Annotated in this window: 13 protein-coding genes and 1 riboswitch; of the genes, 10 read left to right on the top strand and 3 right to left on the bottom strand. The window is 63.5% G+C overall.

What is annotated here, in order from left to right; all coding sequences use genetic code 11:
- Window positions 1-130 precede the first annotated feature (130 nt).
- The 4 genes from JW799_RS00910 (at window position 131) to JW799_RS00895 (ending at window position 7900) form a co-directional block, all read left to right on the top strand.
- Window positions 131-973, top strand: a complete 843-nt coding sequence (locus tag JW799_RS00910; protein ID WP_205428271.1) for an aspartate/glutamate racemase family protein — start codon at window positions 131-133, stop codon at window positions 971-973.
- A gap of 947 nt (window positions 974-1920) precedes the next feature.
- Window positions 1921-3180, top strand: coding sequence for a ribulose-bisphosphate carboxylase large subunit family protein (locus JW799_RS00905; protein ID WP_080836587.1), 1260 nt, complete (start codon window positions 1921-1923; stop codon window positions 3178-3180).
- Window positions 3181-3187: 7 nt separating this feature from the next.
- Window positions 3188-4666 (top strand): four-carbon acid sugar kinase family protein, encoded by a 1479-nt coding sequence (locus tag JW799_RS00900; RefSeq protein ID WP_205428265.1) that lies wholly within the window; start codon window positions 3188-3190, stop codon window positions 4664-4666.
- Between the two features lie 156 nt (window positions 4667-4822).
- Complete coding sequence (locus JW799_RS00895) at window positions 4823-7900, top strand: glycoside hydrolase family 2 TIM barrel-domain containing protein (protein ID WP_205428264.1); 3078 nt, start codon at window positions 4823-4825, stop codon at window positions 7898-7900.
- Between the two features lie 51 nt (window positions 7901-7951).
- Here JW799_RS00895 and JW799_RS00890 read toward each other — a convergent pair whose 3' ends face one another.
- A complete protein-coding gene (locus JW799_RS00890) occupies window positions 7952-8491 on the bottom strand; it encodes a phosphoribosyltransferase family protein (RefSeq protein ID WP_205428263.1) in 540 nt (179 codons plus the stop codon).
- Window positions 8492-8762: 271 nt separating this feature from the next.
- Here JW799_RS00890 and ssuE point away from each other — a divergent pair, with 271 nt between their 5' ends.
- Complete coding sequence (gene ssuE / locus JW799_RS00885) at window positions 8763-9314, top strand: NADPH-dependent FMN reductase (RefSeq protein WP_080840853.1); 552 nt, start codon at window positions 8763-8765, stop codon at window positions 9312-9314.
- A 237-nt stretch (window positions 9315-9551) separates the two neighbouring features.
- The gene (locus JW799_RS00880) at window positions 9552-10517 is read left to right on the top strand and encodes an aldolase catalytic domain-containing protein (protein WP_080836595.1); all 966 of its coding nucleotides are present in this window, start codon (window positions 9552-9554) and stop codon (window positions 10515-10517) included.
- A 191-nt stretch (window positions 10518-10708) separates the two neighbouring features.
- Here JW799_RS00880 and JW799_RS00875 read toward each other — a convergent pair whose 3' ends face one another.
- A complete protein-coding gene (locus JW799_RS00875) occupies window positions 10709-11029 on the bottom strand; it encodes a hypothetical protein (protein WP_080836596.1) in 321 nt (106 codons plus the stop codon).
- Between the two features lie 188 nt (window positions 11030-11217).
- On the opposite strand from JW799_RS00875, the gene JW799_RS00870 reads away from it, so the two are divergent.
- On the top strand, window positions 11218-11658 hold the full coding sequence (locus JW799_RS00870; protein WP_240353111.1) for a gamma-glutamylcyclotransferase family protein: 441 nt from the start codon (window positions 11218-11220) through the stop codon (window positions 11656-11658).
- Window positions 11659-12390: 732 nt separating this feature from the next.
- Here the strand turns inward: JW799_RS00870 and metE are convergent.
- The gene (gene metE / locus JW799_RS00865) at window positions 12391-14694 is read right to left on the bottom strand and encodes a 5-methyltetrahydropteroyltriglutamate--homocysteine S-methyltransferase (RefSeq protein WP_205428261.1); all 2304 of its coding nucleotides are present in this window, start codon (window positions 14692-14694) and stop codon (window positions 12391-12393) included.
- Window positions 14695-14857: 163 nt separating this feature from the next.
- Window positions 14858-15007, bottom strand: a riboswitch (cobalamin riboswitch).
- A 190-nt stretch (window positions 15008-15197) separates the two neighbouring features.
- Here metE and JW799_RS00860 point away from each other — a divergent pair.
- From JW799_RS00860 to JW799_RS00850, 3 genes are read left to right on the top strand one after another with little or no spacing between them, the layout of a single operon-like run.
- On the top strand, window positions 15198-16859 hold the full coding sequence (locus JW799_RS00860) for a copper resistance protein CopC (RefSeq protein ID WP_205428260.1): 1662 nt from the start codon (window positions 15198-15200) through the stop codon (window positions 16857-16859).
- Entirely contained in the window at window positions 16856-17782 is a 927-nt protein-coding gene (locus JW799_RS00855) for a sensor histidine kinase (protein ID WP_240353110.1), read from the top strand. The genes JW799_RS00860 and JW799_RS00855 overlap by 4 nt, the downstream gene beginning before the upstream one ends.
- On the top strand, window positions 17748-18437 hold the full coding sequence (locus JW799_RS00850) for a response regulator (RefSeq protein ID WP_205428259.1): 690 nt from the start codon (window positions 17748-17750) through the stop codon (window positions 18435-18437). Before JW799_RS00855 ends, JW799_RS00850 begins: the two co-directional genes overlap by 35 nt.
- The last annotated feature ends 80 nt before the right edge of the window (window positions 18438-18517 follow it).

The following is an 18517-nucleotide window of genomic DNA, read 5'->3' as shown; positions in this document are numbered from 1 at the left end:
CATTCAGGCGGATGCATCAGCGGATATAATTTGCAGGTTTTCATACGAGTTGCCGTACGGATAACGAAAAGACGATTCGGCTCAATCGCCAGAGAATCGCGGATAGATCCATAGAAGGAGGAGTTTTGCGATGAAAACCGTTGTTGCCGTCTATACGGGCCAGGGGTTGGCCGATCCGTTGAAGGCCGTTTTCAAAGAGGTGCTGCCGGACGTACGGCTGGTCAACATTATCGACGATTCCCTCATCGGGGACGTCGTCAAGGCGGGGAGCGTTCCCCCGGGGGTTGCGCGCAGGCTGGTGCAATATTTTCATCACGGCGAGGAGCTGGGCGCCGACGTGATCTTGAATACGTGCTCGTCGGTCGGCGAAGCGGCCGACGACGCGCGCAAGCTGATCGGCATCCCGATCGTCAAAATCGACGACGCGATGGCCGCCAAAGCGGCCTCGGCGTACGGCCGAGTCGCCGTTTTGGCCACGCTGCCGTCGACGCTTCGGCCGACGATGCGCCTGATCGAGAGGAAAGCGGCCGAAGCGGGGCGCGAGGTCGCGCTCGTGAACGGGCTTGCGGCGGGAGCGTTCGAAGCGCTGACCGGCGGGAACCCGGAGGAGCACGACCGCATTTTGCTCGAGACCGCGCTGCGCGTCGCGCAGGATGCGGATGCGATCGTGCTCGCGCAAGGCTCGATGGCGCGGATGGAGAAGGCGCTGGCCGAGGCGACGGGCAAGCCGGTGCTGTCCAGTCCGCGGCTCGGCGTCGAGCAGGTGAAAGAGACGCTGGAACGGCTGAGCCGGGGGGAGCCTGCCGGGCAAGGCGGCACGGAAGGGGCGGCGGACAGGAGGAGCGGCAAGCGACGTCCGACAGCGCCGCCCCGCGCTTCGGCGCCGAACTCGGCGGCGGGCAGGCGCCGGTTTGCTGATCGGTTCGGTGCGGAGCAACCGGATCGCGGGTCAGGCGCCTTGCGACCGAGTTAACGCAAGAAGGGGAGCCAGTCCCCTGTATGGCGTGACGGCGATACGGGAATAGGCCGATGTGGCGCACCCGGTGCGCTACATGGCGGGGTGCGGCGAGAAACGAGCCGATGTGGCGCACCCCGTGCGCTACATGGGCGGGCAGCGGCGGGGAATGAGCCGATGTGGCGCACCCCGTGCGCTACATGGGCAAGCAGCGGCGGGGAATGAGCCGATGTGGCGCACCCCGTGCGCTACATGGGCGGGCTGCGGCGAGAAACGAGCCGATGTGGCGCACCTAGTGCGCTACATGGGCGGCCAGCTGTGCGGAATGAGCCGATGTGGCGCACCCCGTGCGCTACATGGGCGGCCAGCTGTGCGGAATGAGCCGATGTGATGCACCCCGTGCGCTATATGGGCGGCGAGCTGTGCGAAATGAGCCGATGTGGCGCACCTAGTGCGCTACATGGGCAAGCAGCGGCGGGGAATGAGCCGATGTGGTGCACCCCGTGCGCTACATGGGCAAGCAGCGGCGGGGAATGAGCCGATGTGGTGCACCCCGTGCGCTACATGGGCGGGCAGCGGCGGGGAATGAGCCGATGTGGCGCACCCCGTGCGCTACATGGGCAAGCAGCGGCGGGGAATGAGCCGATGTGGTGCACCCCGTGCGCTACATGGGCGGGCAGCGGCGGGGAATGAGCCGATGTGGCGCACCCCGTGCGCTACATGGGCAAGCAGCGGCGGGGAATGAGCCGATGTGGCGCACCCCGTGCGCTACATGGGCGGGCTGCGGCGAGAAACGAGCCGATGTGGCGCACCCCGTGCGCTACATGGGCGGCCAGCTGTGCGGAATGAGCCGATGTGATGCACCTAGTGCGCTACATGGGCGGGCTGCGGCGATAAATGACCGATGTAGCGCATCCGGTGCACGTTCAGGATAAAAGTTGATGCGTCAAAGGGGGAGCGAAAAAATGAGCGAGGAGCGCGTAAAGGCGGTTTATTTGGCGGAGACGCCTTTTTCGCTGGAAAAGGCGGCGGAAATTATCGCCGGGGAGCAGTCGACCGGGACGTTTACGGCGGTGCCCGGCGAAACGGAGGCGCTGAAGGAGAAGCATGCCGCCCGAGTGGAAGCGGTGGAGACGCTGGAGGAGACGGACGCGCCTTCGCTGCCCGGCGCCAAGCTGCCGAAGGCGCATGACGGGAAGTACCGGCGGGGAAAAATCACGGTCTCGTTCCCGCTGCGCAATTTCGGCCCGTCGATTCCGAACCTGATGTCGGCGGTAGCGGGCAATTTGTACGAGCTGCAGGAGCTGTCCGGCCTTCGGCTCGTCGATTTGGAGCTGCCCGCGGCGTTCGCGTCCCGTTATCCGGGACCGAAATTCGGCATCGAAGGCACGCGGCGGCTGACGGGCGTTTACGATCGTCCGATTCTCGGCACGATCGTAAAGCCGAGCGTCGGCTTGTCGCCGGAGGAGTTGGGCAAGCTCGTCTACGATTTGGCGCTCGCCGGCATGGATTTTATCAAGGATGACGAGCTGAACGCCAATCCGCCGTATTTTCCGCTGGAACAAAAGGTCAAAACGGTGATGGAGGCGGTGGAGCGCGCGGCCGACGCCACCGGACGGAAGCTGATGTACGCGTTCAACATTACGGGGGACATCGACGAGCTGCGGGCGAATCACGATTTGGTCGTAAGCTCCGGCGGAACGTGCGTCATGGTGAGCATTTTGAGCGTCGGGCTGGCCGGGCTGGCCCATTTGAACGGCTATAGCGAGGTGCCGATTCACGGCCACCGCAATCAATGGGGGATGATGACGCGTGCGCCTTTGCTCGGCTTCGAGTTTACCGCGTATCAAAAGCTGTGCCGGCTCGCCGGCGCGGACCAGCTGCACGTCAACGGCCTGAACAGCAAGTTTTACGAAAGCAACGAATCGGTGCTTCGTTCGATCGCGGCGTGCACGACTCCGCTGTTCGGCGATTATCTCGCGATGCCCGTCGTCTCTTCCGCCCAGTGGGCGGGCACGGCCCCGGCGACCTACGAGGCGACCGGCAGCGTCGACGTCATGCACCTCGCCGGCGGCGGCATGCTGGCGCATCCGGACGGGCCGGCCGCCGGCTTCGAGAGCATGAAGCTCGGCTGGGAGGCGGCGGTCAAGGGCATCCCGCTGGACGAATACGCGCGCAGCCATCCAAGCCTCCGGCGGGCGATAGAAAAATACGGAAAGGGCTGATCGCGCCATGGAAGAAAACGAAGCGATACGCCCGGGGCCGGGTCCGGATCCAGGGCCGGGTGCGGAAAGCAAGCGTCGCCGGCGGCCGATTTGCTATTACGGCGACGATTTTACCGGGTCGACGGACGTGCTGGAGGCGCTGTTCCGGTCCGGGCTGAAATCGGTGTTGTTTTTGGAGCCGCCGACCGAGGAACAGCTTGCCGGGCCGTTTGCCGATGCGGAAGCCTTCGGCGTGGCCGGCGTCGGCCGGTCGATGTCGCCGGACGAGATGGAGCGCGAATTGCGGCCGATTTTCGAAACGCTGAAGCGCTCGGGCGCGGCGATCGTGCATTACAAAATCTGCTCCACGTTCGATTCGTCGCCCGGCACGGGCAGCATCGGCAAGGCGGCGGAGATCGGGCGCGATATTTTCGGCGGCCGTTATGTTCCGCTGCTTGCGGGCGTGCCGTACTTGGGCCGATATACGCTGTTCGGCCACCATTTCGCGGCGGCGGGCGAGGCCGTGTACCGGCTTGACCGCCATCCGACGATGTCCCGCCACCCGGTGACGCCGATGGCGGAGTCGGATTTGCGCCTTCATCTGTCCGGGCAGACGAAGCTGAGGACGGCGCTGATGGACATTTTGGCGTTGGACGGGGCCGTCGAAGACGTGCGCGCCCGCCTCGAAGCGCGGCTTAAAGCCGAATCGCCGGACATCGTCCTGTTCGACGCCTTCGACGAGGAGCGCCTGCGGACGGCGGGACGCCTGATCCTGGAGGAGGCCGAACGTTCGGACGCCTTGTTCGTCGTCGGTTCTTCCGGCGTCGAGTATGCGCTCGGCGCCTGCTGGCGGGAAGACGGGGGCCCTGGCGGGCCCGCAGCTCTCGCGGCGGATGCGAAGAACGGCGGAGTTCAGGCCGGAAACCGGGAGCGACAAGCCGTCGGCTCCGTCGACCGGCTCCTTGTCGTCTCCGGCAGCTGCTCCCCGGTAACGGAGAAGCAGATCGCTCAAGCCCTGGACGCCGGCTTTGTCGGCATTCGGGTGCCGGCGCACGAGCTGATCCGTCCGGACAGCGCCGAAGCGGCGAGGCTGCGGCTGCTGGAGGAGGCGAAGTCTCGGCTGCTCGCGGGCCGCAGCGTCGTGCTGTACTCCGCCTCCGGCCCCGGCGACCCGAGCATCGCCGAGCTTCGTCGGGCGCTCGAGGGCCAGGGCATGCGAGCCGAGGACAGCAGCCGCGTGCTCGGGGCGGAGCTGGGCTCGCTGACCCGGACGCTTGCGGCGGAAACGGAACTGAAGCGCGTGCTCATCGCAGGCGGAGACACGTCCGGCTACGTCACCCGGGAGCTTGGCATCTACGCGCTCGAATGCGTGTCCGCGCTCGCCCCGGGCGCTCCGCTGTGCCGGGCTTTTTCGAACGACTCTGCGTTCGACGGCCTGGAGCTGGTGCTGAAGGGCGGGCAGGTCGGCGGAGACCGTTTTTTCGAAAAAGTGCGGCGAGGGGAATAGAACCTGAACCGGGCCGCAAACCCGGACGGAATACACGGAAGCCGCGCCCCAAAAGGAGGAAAATGCCATGCAGGAAGCGCCGACGGCGCAAGCGAGCAGGCCCGATTGGATGAACCCGGACGTCCTCGCGCGAAACGCGGAGGCCCCCATGCCTATATGATTCCTTACGCCGGCCGCGAGTCGGCCCTGAAGGAGCCGCGCGAGGCGTCTCCTTTTTTCCGTTTGTTGAACGGCGATTGGAAGTTTCGGTACTGCGAGTCCCCCGAAGAGGCTCCCGCGCGGTTCGAAGCGCCGGATTACGCGGACGACGAGTGGGCGACGCTGCCCGTGCCGGGCAATTGGCAGCTGCACGGGTACGGACGTCCGCACTACAGCAGCTGTCCGTATCCGTTCCCGGTCGACCCGCCGCATGTGCCGGCGGACAACCCGACGGGCTGCTACCGGACCGCGTTCCGCCTCGGCGAAGCCTGGGAAGGCCGCAGCGTCCTGCTCGTGTTCGAAGGGGTCGATTCCGCTTTTCACGTTTGGGTGAACGGCGAGCTTGCCGGCTATAGCCAGGGCAGCCATATGGCCGCCGAATTCGAGATTACGGACCGGCTCGTTTCCGGGGACAACGTTCTCGCGGTCAAAGTGTATCAATGGTCGGACGGCAGTTACCTGGAAAGCCAGGACAAATGGCGGCTGAGCGGCATTTTCCGGGATGTGTACTTGCTGGCGCCGGCCCCGGTTACGATTCGGGACGCGAAGGTGAGGACGGACGCGAACGAGAAGGGAGGCGACGCGGAGCTGAGCGTGTCGCTGGCCGTCGCCAATCTTTCGCGGCATGAGCAGCCTTCCTGCCGTTTGCGGATCGAACTGCTGGATGCGGACGACCGCCCGGTGCTGGACCGGACGCTAAGCGTATCTCCGGCTCCGCTTCCGGGAGAGGAACGGACCGTGACGCTCGGCGAAAAGCTCTCGGCACCGAACCTCTGGACGGCGGAAACGCCTTATTTGTACGCGCTTTTGCTGACGTTGACGGATCCGGACGGACGCATAATGGAAGTCAAACGAATCGCCGTCGGCTTCCGAACGGTCCGGATCGCGGACGGAAAGCTGCTCGTCAACGGCCGGCCGATCGTCGTCAAGGGCGTGAATCGCAACGAATTCGATCCCTGGCGCGGCTTTGCGGTATCCGTCGAGCAGATGGAGCGGGACGTCGTGCTCATGAAAAGGCATCATATCAACACGGTCCGGCTGTCCCACTACCCGAACGATCCCCGCTTTCTGGAGCTGTGCGACCGGCACGGGCTCTACGTCATCGACGAGGCGGATTTGGAAACGCACGGCTTCGCGTTTACCGGCGAGCGCGTCAACCAGGAGACGCCGGGGTTTGCGAAAGGGGCGGCGGAAAGCTATCTGTCCAAGCATCCGGACTGGACGGCCGCCTATATCGACAGAGCCAGACGAATGGTGGAGCGGGATCGCAATTTTCCGTCGGTCATCGTCTGGTCGCTCGGCAACGAGTCGGGCTACGGCCCGAATCACGACGCGATGGCGGCATGGGTGCGCGAGGCCGATCCGACCCGGCCGATCCATTACGAGCGGGCGTACGACGCGCCGATCGTCGATATCGTCAGCACGATGTACCCGTCCGTCGACATGCTGATCGCCGAAGCGAACAAGCCGGACAGCCGTCCTTATTTAATGGTCGAATACGGACATGCGATGGGAAATTCCACCGGCAATTTGCGGGAGTACTGGGATGCCGTCTACGCGTATCCGCGCCTGCTCGGCGGGCTGATCTGGGAATGGACGGACCTCGCGATCGGCCGAAAAACGGAAACCGGGGAACCGTACTACGCGTACGGGGGCGATTTCGGGGAAGAGCCGCACAGCGGAAATTTCTGCCTGGACGGCCTGCTGTTTCCGGACGGCGCGCCGAAAGCCTCCCTTCTGGAATACAAAAAAGTTCTCGAACCCGTCAAAACGGAAGCCTGGAACGCGGAAACCGGCGAATGGACGGTCCGCAACCGTTACGATACGCTGACGCTCTCCCATTTGCGGGGAGCTTGGGAGCTGAAGCGGGACGGAGAAACGATCGCGAACGGCGAGCTTCCGGCTCTTTCCGCGGGTCCGGGCGGGACGGAGACGGTGCGTATTCCGCTGCCGGAGCGGCTTCCCGCCGAAGCGGGCGAATACTGGGTTCACGCGAGCTTCGTTCTGCGCGAAGGGACGTCGTGGGCGGAGGCGGGCCATGAAACGGCGTGGGCGGATTTGCCGCTGTTCGTCATCGCGAAGGAGCGGGAGGAGGCGCGTTCCGGCGTAATAACGGCGACCGTCGCCGGAGAAGCGTCCGGCAAGCGGGAGGCGCTTCGCGTCGAAGAAGACGGCCGGCACGTTCGCGTGCTTGGCGGCGATTTTTCGATAACGTTCGACAAGCGCACGGGACAGCTTTGCGATTGGCGCGTTCAGGGAGTCCCGATGCTCGCCTCGGGGCCGAAGCCGAACTTCTGGCGGGCCCCGGTCGACAATGACGTGCGAATGGCCAAGGAATGGGCGAAGGCGGGCTACGATCGCCTTATCACCAACGTACGGAATGTAGCGGTGAAAAAAACGGGCGATTCCGAGCTGGTCGTCACGGCCGATTCCGTCATCGGCGCAAGGGGCGAAAGCGTCGCGTTCCGGGCGCGGACGACCGCTGCCGTGCGGGCGGGCGGAGAGCTGCTGCTCGAGGCGCTCGTCGAGCCGAGAGAAGGACTTCCGCCGCTGCCCCGCTTCGGCTTCGAGCTGTCGATGCCGGCCGGCTTCGAGCGGCTCGACTGGTTCGGCCGGGGGCCGCACGAATGCTATGCCGACCGCAAGGAAAGCGGGAAGCTCGGCGTTTACGGAGGAACGGTGCAGGAGCAGTTCGTGCCGTACGTCAAGCCGCAGGAAAACGGCAACAAGGCCGACGTCCGCTGGGCTGCGGTGACGAACGCCGCGGGAATCGGCCTGCGCTTCGCGGAATCCGGCGGCAGGCCCTTCAACGTCAGCGCGCACCACTATTCGACCGAGGACCTGATGCGGACAAGTCACGTTCATTTGCTGACGAGGCTGGGCGAGACGATCGTCAAGCTCGACGCCGCCCAAAGCGGCCTCGGCAACCACAGCTGCGGCTACGCGCCGACGCTCGAACAATACTTGCTGCGGCCGGACAAGACGCTGTCTTTTTCGCTGAACGTTCGTCCTTGCCGGGCCGAAATCCGCAGCTAGAAAAAGACCGGGCCAGGAGCGCGCCCAATCGCTCCTCCCGGTCCTTTCGGTTCAACGGGGAAACAAAGGAAGCTTCTCCAGAAAAACGATATCGTCCCGGCCGGCCGCATCGCCTTCGGCCAAAATGGCCGCCTTCGCCTCGACGATGCCGCCGGCCAGCCCGACAAGCTCCTCCAGGGCGCGCAGCGATTCTCCCGTGCTGATCACGTCGTCGACGATCGCGACGCGTTTGCCCCGCAAAAACTCGGCGTCTGCCCGGTCCAAAGCCAGTACCTGCTCCTTCTGCGTCGTAATCGAAACGACTTTGTGCAGCAGGGGGGCGGCCATGTAAGGCTTGACGCTTTTTCTGGCGACGACGTAGCGTCCGAGGCCGAGCCTTCTCGAAAGCTCGTAGGCGAGCGGAATGCCTTTCGCTTCGGCGGTCACGATGGCATCGACCGGCGGGAGCTTCCCGGCCAGCGCCTCGGCTGCCTTTTCGACCAGCTCCGCATCTCCCAAAATGACGAAGCTGGCGATGCAAAGCTTATCCGTGATCGGAATTACGGGAAGTTCCCGCGCAAGTCCCGCGACTTTCAGCGTATATGAATTCATGTTGATGTTCCTCTCGCAGCGAATGGGGTTCCAAATCCGTCGGCCGGCTTCCCGGCGACTCCTAAATCATACAGGACTTGTCTCATGCTCATCAAGCGTCGAAAGGGACGAAACGGCATGCATCCCGACACCGCGTGGCAGAAATATTTGCATTATCGAAATGTTTTTGATAACTTGAGCTTGAAGACAGAATATTTGCACGTTATAATTCAATATAATCCTAGAGGTTATATCGGAATTGACGTCTCGCGAGAAAAGGAACGTGATCAAAGTGGCCAAAATTGTCATTATCGTCGGAAGTCCGGTTCAAAAGTCCAGATTGCACGCCGTCGTCGATCGGGTTCGCAGCCAAACGGAAGCGTCGGGCAACGAGGTGTCCGTCCTTTACGTCCGCGATCTTCCCGCGGAAGATCTGCTCCACGCGCGCTTCGACAGCGAGGCGATTATCTCCGCCAACAAGCAAGTGGAGGAAGCCGACGCCGTGATTATCGCCACGCCGGTCTACAAAGCTTCGTTTACGGGCATTCTTAAAGCTTTCCTCGACCTGCTGCCGCAAAAGGGCCTGGACAACAAGCTCGTGCTGCCGATCGCCGTCGGCGGGACGATCGCCCATCTTCTGTCCATCGATTTCGCGATGAAGCCGGTTTTTTCCGTGCTCGGCGCGCGCAACATTTTGACGGGCGTCTTCGTTCTCGATACCCAGGTCGTTTGGAACGACCAAGGCGGCGCGGACATCGCCGAAGAAGCGACGACCCGTCTAGATCGTTCGGTCGCCCAGCTCGTCCAGGAAGCGGAGTGGCTGTCCGGCAAGGCGCAGGCGTAACGCTTCGTTTTGCTTGACGCTTATGTGGCCCCCCCGATCGGATACCCGGCCGGCAGGGGCCTTTTTAATGCACGGACGGAAAGCGTCGTACGGCTCGCGGCGGTTCGGCGCGCTTGCGCGGATTTTTCCCGGGCTGTCGGACAAAGCCCTTGTTAATTGGTCGCGTTTCGTTATAAACTAGGTACCAAGTTCCTTTCGGACTCAAGTCAAGCACGAAGCAAAGGAGATTTTGTCAATATGGCCGCACACCGCAAGACGGATCATTGCCAGATCGTCGACTGCACGATACGCGACGGCGGGCTGGTCAACAATTGGGATTTCAGTGTCGAATTCGTTCAGGATTTGTACAACTCGCTGAACGAAGCCGGCGTGGAATACATGGAGATCGGCTACAAAAATTCCCCCAAGCTGCTTAAAGGCGCGGAAAATGCCGGTCCGTGGCGCTTTTTGGACGACGACTTTTTGCGCAAGGTCATCCCCGAGAAAAAGAACACCAAGCTTTCCGCGCTGGTCGATGTCGGCCGCGTCGACGAAAACGACGTGCTGCCCCGCAGCGAGTCGCTGCTCGACCTGATTCGCGTCGCCTGCTACGCGCGCGATACGGCGAAGGCGATCGAGCTGGCCACCTTGTTCCATAATCGGGGATATGAAACGACGATCAACATTATGGCCTTGTCCAACGTGATGGACAACGAGCTGACGGAATCGCTGGCGATGATCGCCGACAGCCCGATCGACGTCGTTTACATCGTCGACTCTTACGGCAGCCTCGATCCGGACGACTTCCGCTATTTGGTGGAAAAGTTCCGCCGCAACCTGAAAACGAAACGCCTCGGCGTCCATACGCACAACAATATGCAGCTTGCGTTCGCCAACACGCTTGTCGCCGCGGAGATGGGCGTCGAGCTGCTGGACGCTTCCGTGTACGGCATGGGCCGCGCGGCGGGCAACTGTCCGACCGAGCTGCTGCTGGCGAAGCTGAACAATCCCCAGTACAGCCTTCGTCCCGTGCTCGGCATGATCGAGCGCCACATGGTCAAGCTTCGCGAGAAGGAAGAATGGGGCTACCTCATTCCGTACATGGTGACGGGCGCGCTGGACGAGCATCCCCGTTCCGCCATGGCGTGCCGGGCTTCGGCCGAACGCGACGAATACGTCAATTTCTACGATAAAATGACGACGCCGGAAGTGTATTCCAAGTAATCCGGCCGTCGCGGCAGGCGAAAACGGCTCTCCGGAAGGAGGGCCGTTTTCGCTATGGAGTGCCCCATGTTCGGTTGGGGCGTCGGATCGGGGTGTTGCCGGCTCAGCGCGCGGCGCTCATTATAGCCGGGCAGGGGCAAGCCCGGCTTAGCGCGCGGCGCTCGGGTTATGCCGGCAGGGGCAAGCCCGGCTTAGCGCGCGGCGCTCGGGTTATAGCCGGAAAGTTCGCCTTGACCGCGGATCGCGGCCGCTTTGTTTTGCGGATTCGGATGGAAATAGGCGTCGCCCTTCAACACGCGTCCCCCGATCGTCGTCGCCTCGACCCGAACGCCGATATCCTCGGTTTGGGCGAAATGCGCAAGCAGCCGTTCGTCGGAAACGCCTTCCGCATCGATGTACCAAAGAAAGGTGCCGTATTCCTGAATGACGAACAGCTTAGCCTGGGAAAAAGCAAGCTCCCAGCTTCCGGTCGAATGCGCGACGGACAATGACGCCAAATCGTAACTTTCCATAGGTCCCATCCTTTGTCGGTTTTGTCGGTCAATTTGAATCGAATCTCCATTTGAATCCAATCGCAGGCATACCGAAATTGTAGCCGTTGCAAGGTTCGTTTTGCAAACGAGAGATTGGATTCGGACAACGTCCCCTTTATAACGAACCATCGGTAAAATACGGCGGAAATAGGGAAGGAGGCGTGCGCTTGGAAAAACGGATCGAACGGTCCGGCCTGGATGAGCAGGAGCCGCTCGTCCGCTTGTTCGTATACGGAACGCTGCTGCCGGGCTTCGCGGGTTATCGGCTTCTCGAGCCTTATTTGCGCGGGACTCCCCTCCCGGGACGCGTGCGCGGACGGCTGGTCGATGCGGGGGCGTATCCGGCGTTGGTGCCGGGGACCGGCGGGGAAGACCGCTTCGTGCGCGGATTGTGGTGCGAGCTGAGCGGGGCCGCCTTGGCCGAGATCGACGCGTACGAGGAATTTTACGGGATCGAGGAAACGAACGACTACGAGCGGGTATGGGTGCGCGACGCGGACCGCCCGGATTGCGCGGGCTGGACTTACATTTGGCCCGATTCGCGCGGGCTGGCGTTCGCGGATTTCGACGCGTGGGCGGACAAATACCAGGACGGGAGAGGCTTCTGACACCCGCAGGGTACAAACCGCCCATGCCGACCCGAACGGGAGGCGGCCCCAGGAGGCCAGAGGCGAACGCATAATGCTGTCGGCAAATGCCGCGGCATCGCCTACGCTGGATTTCATCCAATCAGCAGAGCGAAACTCGGGAATTGGGCTGTCTAGGTTGGATATTGTCCAACGAGGAACGGGGATTTAGCGCAGATTTTGCAAAGGGGCGTCGCTTGATTGGACAAAATCCATCGAAGACGGCGCGGGTCGTGAAAATGGGGCTCTCGGTTGGACAAAATCCAACGGAGACGGGCATCGGTGGGGAGGACTTCGTCCCGAACGTACGGGTGGCCCCGAAAAGAACGAAAAGACCCCGATTCCGCATCCAGGCGGAAATGGGGTCCTTTTCGTCGCGGCATTGCTGCACGCTACCATCGCCGGCTGCCGCAAGGGCAGCATGGGTGCCGGGGCAGCTCCCATCGGGCCGAGGCGTCCGGCAGCTGAAAGCTTCAGGCGGGACAACTGGTCCGGCAGCTTGCGTCGCGGGCAGCTCCCGGCCAGCCAAGATGGCAGGCAATTTAAGTACGTCGAGGGAAGCTCCCGACGGGCCAAGATGTCCGACGGCTTGCGTCGCGAGCATTCCGGCGAGTTAAGGCGTCCGGCAGCTTATGCCGCTGGAAGCTTCAGGCGGGTCAAGACGGCTGGCAGCTGGCGTCACGAGCGGCTCCGGCGGGCCAACCCGGCCGGCGCTTACGTCGCGGGCAGCTCCCGGCGAGCCTGCTCGGCCGCGGCCGTCATTTCGCGAAGCGCCTTGAGCGTTTCGCTTTCGCTGCGCGTCTTGAGGCCGCAGTCCGGGTTGATCCACAGCCGGTCGGCCGGCACGACCTCCAGGGCGGCGCGGATGACGGCCAGCATGTCGCCGCTGCCCGGCACGACCGGGCTGTGGATGTCGTATACGCCAAGCCCGATGCCGTTGCCGTAAGGCTCGCCGCGGAGCGCCTCGATCAGGGCGCCGTGGCTGCGCGACGTTTCGAGCGAAATGACGTCCGCATCCATCGCCTGGATCGCGTCGATAATTTCATGGAAATCGCAGTAGCACATATGCGTATGAATTTGGGTGTCGTCGGCCACGCCGGCTACGCTGCGGCGGAAAGCCCGGACCGCCCATTCGAAGTAGGCCGTCCATTCGCGTCGCTTCAGCGGGGCGATTTCCCGCAGCGCCGGCTCGTCCACCTGGATCATGCCGATGCCGGCGGCTTCGAGACGGAGCACTTCCGCGTTCAGCGCCCTGGCGATCTGGTCGGCGATCCGGCTTTGCGGCAGGTCTTCGCGGCTGAACGACCAGGCGAGCATCGTGATCGGGCCGGTCAGCATGCCTTTCACCGGACGGGAAGAAAGCGATTGGGCGTAGACGGTGTCCTCCAGCGTCATCGGGCCTTTGTCCATCACGTCCCCGAAAATAACGGGCGGCTTGACGCAGCGGGAGCCGTACGATTGCACCCAGCCGTTGTCGGTAAAATGATACCCGTCCAGCAGCATGGCAAAGTGCTCGACCATGTCCGTCCGCTCGAATTCGCCGTGCACGAGGACATCGAGGCCAAGCTCCTCCTGGCGGCGAATCCACAGCCCGGTTTTTTCCTTCAGCAGGCGGCGATAATCGCCTTCCGCCAGCTTTCCTTTCCGCCATTCCAGCCGGGCGCGGCGAATATCGTCCGTCTGCGGCAGGCTGCCGATCGTCGTCGTCGGCAGCGGAGGCAGCCCGAACCGCGCCTGCTGCAGCTCGCGGCGCCGCTCGTACGGCGCCCGCTCCGGCGCCGAATCCGCCCGCGCGCCGGCCGCTTCCCGGCCGCGCGCCGGATGAGCGCGCAGCGCGGCCAAAGCCGCGCGGCTCTCCTCCAGCCGCGCCGGCAGCGCGGCGCTGCCGCTGTCGGCGCCGGCGGCCAGGCGCGAGCCGAGCGCGTCGGCAAGATCGACGAGCTCGCGCAGCTTCTCGTCGGCAAAGGCGAAGGCGGCGCGCACAACCGGGTCGCCGCTGCGTTCCGCGGAGGCGGTCACGGGCGCGTGCAGCAGGCTGCACGACGTCTGCACGACGAGCCGCTCCGGGGACACGATCGCCGCCAGCTCGCCGAGCAGGGCGAGAGCGCGGTCGGGATCGGCGCGCCAAATGCCGCGTCCGTCAACGATGCCGGCACCGAGCGTTTTGTCCGCGGGCCAGCCTTCCTGCCGGAGCGCCTCCAGATTCGCGCCTCCGTCCCGCGCGAAATCGAGCCCGATGCCGCCGACGGGCAGCGCGAGCAGCCGCTTCGGAAACTCCGCCGCGGCGAAATACGTCTGCAGCATCAGTTTCAAATTCGGCCGGACGGACGAAAGCGCCGCATAAACCTCGTCGATCAGCGGCAGATGCTCTTCCGGCACGTCCGTGACGAGCGAAGGTTCGTCCATTTGCACCCAGACGGCCCCGGCGTCCGCCAGCTGGGCGAGAACTTCCGAGTAGACCGGCACGAGGCGGCGAACCCGATCCGCGAATTCCCCGGCGGCCACCCCTTTGGCCAGCCGGACATAGGTGTAGGGGCCGACGATAACCGGACGGGTCAGAAGGCCGGCTTTTTCCTTCGCTTCGTTGAAAGCGTCGAGCCAGGGATTGAACGCGAGCCGGGGCTCGCGGCGGTCGCCCAGCTCGGGCACGATATAGTGATAGTTGGTGTCGAACCACTTCGTCATTTCGGAAGCGGGCTTTCCTTCCGCGCCGCGGGCGACGGCGAAGTAGACTTCAAGCGAGCCGGGAGCGCCGAGATCCCGGAATCGTTCCGGGACGAGATCGAAGGCGACCGTATGATCGAGAATGCCGTCGTACAGGGAATAGTCCCCGGACGGCAGAACGGCGACGCCCGACCGTTTCATCCGCAGCAGCCGGCGGATTCTAAGCTCCGCCTGCTCCTCCCTGAATTCGTTTTCGCCCGACTTTCCGCTCCAGAAGCGCTCCAGGCTTTTTTTCCATTCCCGGTTTTCCCCGATTCGGGGATACCCGAGCGCGGCGGTTGCCACGATAGACATACGCAAACCACACCTCTCGCAAAATGTTGATCAACCGACATCCGGGCGCCGCAAGCAAAAAAGGCATGCCCGCCTCCCAGCTTCGGAAGGACGGGCATGCCGAAATAGACGTCCAGAACGTCAAATCAGATGTGCCGGATCATCCCTATCGACCGTAGGTTCCTTGGCTTGAGAAAAGACGGCAGGTATCCCTGGCTTCGGGTTCCAAAGGCCGCGCGCATATCGCGCCTTTGCCCCCGTTACAGTGGCGGGACCGCGCCGGACTCTCACCGGCTTCCCTTTTCATCCGCTCACCGCTTCAAGCGCTCTTCACGAGCGCCGGAAGCTGCGTCGCCATCTTTTCCGGTATGCGGTTGTCGTCAATAACTATACATTCGAAAGAATATTTATGCAACAATTCTTTTCCGGCAGTTGAACGAAGGGACGCGTTCGGGTACGATGGACGGTGACAGGGTCCAAGGATTGCGGAAATTTTTGGATTTTTCGAAAGAGGGGTTTCGTTCGTGTCGACTGCATCAGCTTACGGGCGCAAGCATGCGGCCGCTTTGCCGGCGCTGCGGCGCTTTGTCGCGTTCATCGTTTTTTGGGCCGGGGCCATCGGGCTGTCGGCTCCTTCCGCTTTCGCGCATGCGACGCTGGAACAGGCTTCGCCCGCGCAAGACGCGAAACTCGCGTCCGCACCCGAGGCCGTCGAGCTGCTCTTCAACGAGCGGCTGGACGGCACCGGATACTCGCTTCGCGTGCTGGATGACGCTTCGAAGTCCGTTACGGACGCGGAGCCGGAGCGTTTCGAACAGGGAAAAGGCTTGAGGCTCAGCCTTCCGAAGCTTGAAGAGGGCCATTATACGGTGTCGTACAGCGTCATTTCCGCCGACGGCCATCCGGTTTCCGGGGCCTACGTGTTCACCGTCGGCAATCCGCCGGCCGCGACGACGTCCGACCGGCTGGATCCTCACGCCCAGGTCGGACATGACGGGCACGGCGAGCACATGCTGGGCGACCGGGCATTCGTTCTTTACGCGACGAGAATCGCCTATTACGCGGGCCTGCTCCTGACGGCCGGGCTGGCGCTGTGGAGCCTTTCGCGCGGAGCTTCGCCGGTCGTGCGGGAGCGGCGCGAAGCGGCTCTCGGCTTCATGGGGAAATTCGCGCTTTGCGCGACGCTCGCTTACGCCGTTCTGCATGTAAGCGAACTTGCGCAGGGCGAGCCGATGTCCGAATGGGGCCGCATCCTGATTCAGACGACGATCGGCCGGCTGTACCTGGCCGAGCTGCTGCTCGCGGTCGCGGCGACGCTGCTTCGGTCGCTCGGGGCGTACGCCCGCCTCTTCTGGGCGGCCGCTGCGCTGTTCGCCGAGGCCTGGAGCGGCCACGCGGCGGCTTTTTCGCCGATCGGGTATTCGGTCGGGCTCGATTTCGTCCACCTGCTTGGAGCCGCATTGTGGGGCGGAGGACTTGCGCTGCTTATTCTCGTATGGAGCAAGGAGCGGACGGAGGCGGGACGGTTTGCCCTGCTGTTTTCCAGGTGGGCGCTCCTTTCGTTTGTCGCGCTTTGGATCACGGGGACGCTTAGCGTTTTGAAATATTTGCCTTCGCTTTCTTATTTGCTCTACACGTCCTGGGGCAAATGGCTGATCGCCAAAACGGCGCTGTCCGCGCTTGTTGTCATCGCCGCCTTTTTGATCCGGCTCAGGCTGCGCAAAGGGAATCTTCCCGGCGGCGGACTGCTGAAGCTCGACATCGGCCTGTTCGGAGCGATCGTGCTGTGCGTCGGCATTCTGACGTATCAAAATCCGCTGCCCTCGAACGCCCCGCTGCATTATCACGAGATGGGCGAAGAGATGCACCTGACGCTGCGAATCGCGCCGAACGCCCCTGGGGAAAACGCGTTTACGTTGAAAATATGGCTGCCGGAGGAGCTGGGACTGCCCAAGCAAGCGCTGCTGCGCCTGATGCCCGAAGGGCGGGACGACGTCGGCGCGATCGACGTTCCGCTCGAAGCGTACGAGGATGAGGAGCTGGACGATTTTGCCGGCTATGAAAAAGCGACCTACCGCGCGCAAGGCTCGTATTTGCCCTTTGCGGGAAAATGGAAGGCGCAGGTGCGGGTGACGGATTCGGAAAGCAACGAGCTCGTGCGCGAAACGGAGTTTCGGATTTATTGAACCGGCCGGAAGGCGGAGGCAGCCGGCCGGATGCGAAAGAGGGAGCCGTCATGCGCGACAAGCGGATCAAATGGCTGATCATCGGGATTCCCACGCTGACAATCGGGCTGTGGGAGTACGTGCGGCATGCGTTTTTGCTGCCCTATTTGTCGATGGAGCTCGGCAACTTGCTGGCTCCGTTCATCGTGCTTGCGGTGACGCTGGCGCTCGTGCCGGGGCTGTTCCGGCGCATGGAGCAGTCGCAGAGCGAGCTGCAGCGGGAGAAAGCGACCAAGGCGGCGCTCGAAGAGCGGGAACAGCTGGCGCGGCAGCTGCACGACGGCATCGCTCAGTCGCTGTTTCTGCTCGCGGTCAAGCTCGACCAGCTGGATCGAGCCGCGTGCGAGCCGCCCGTGCGCAAGCTTACCGGACAGATTCGCGAGACGGTCCGGGTCATGCACGAGGACGTGCGGCAGGCGATCGCCAATTTGCGGCTGCCGCCGTCGGCGGCGGACGCCGCCTGGGTGCTCCCCTTGCGCGAGCTGCTCGGAGAGACGGCGGGCGTTCTCGACGCCGAGGCGGATTTTCGCTGGACGATTCCGGACGAAAGCTTGTCCGGCAAGGAAAAGGTCGAGCTGCACGCCTGCCTGCGGGAAGCGCTGCTGAACGTCCGCAAGCATGCGCGGGCGCAAAACGTGACGGTCGTCGGCGAACCGGTCGAAGGCGGAGGCTTTCGCTGCCGCGTCGAGGACGACGGCATCGGGTTCGGGGGCGACCCGTTCGCGGCTCCGGGGCGGTTCGGCCTGCGCATGGTGCGCGATCGCGCGGGGAAGATGGGCTGGACGCTGGCGGCGGAGCGGCGTGGAGACCGTACGGTAATCGAATTGACGAAGAAAGGGAGAAGAGGCGATGAATCAGCCGTTTCGCGTGCTGCTCGTCGATGACCACCCTCACGCGCGGCAAGGGATGCGGGAAATCGTGGCGTCCGACCGCGACTTTGTCGTCGTCGGGGAAGCGGCCAGCGGCGAGGAGGCGCTCGAGCTGATGGACGAGACGACGCCGGAGCTCGTGCTGATGGACATTTCCATGCCCGGGATGGGAGGGCTCGAGGCGGCGAAAGCGATCAAGGGCGCCTATCCCGACGTCAAAATCGTCATGGTGACGGTGTCCGACGAGCCGGCCCACCTGTTCGAAGCGCTGAAAAAGGGCGCCCAAGGCTACTTGCTCAAAAACCTGGAGCCTTCGTCCTGGCGCGAATATTTGCGTGCGGTGGCCCTGGACGAAGCGCCGCTGAACCCGGATCTGGCGATGTCGATTTTGCGGGAGTTCGCCGCAAGGCCCCAGCCGCCGGTTTCGCCGGCGCGGGGGAGAGCGGGCGCGGACGGCGAAACCGCCATGCGCGAGGGGCTGACGCCGCGGGAGAAGGAAATTTTGCTGGAGGTGGCCAGGGGCCGGACGAATCGCGAAATCGCCGCCGGTCTCGGCCTGTCCGAAAATACGGTCAAAAACCATCTCAAAAATATTTTGCAAAAGCTGCATTTGGACAACCGGGTGCAGCTGACCCGTTATGCGTACGAACGGGGGCTGGTGGACGGGTAGAGCGGCGGGCCGCCTTCGGATCGCCATCTTTTTTTCGCCGGAGTAGCCCTTTGGGGTCATGCCGTCGGGTTGCGGACGAT

This window comes from Cohnella algarum (assembly GCF_016937515.1).
Classification (GTDB): domain Bacteria; phylum Bacillota; class Bacilli; order Paenibacillales; family Paenibacillaceae; genus Cohnella; species Cohnella algarum.
This window is presented reverse-complemented; position numbering and strand designations above follow the sequence as displayed.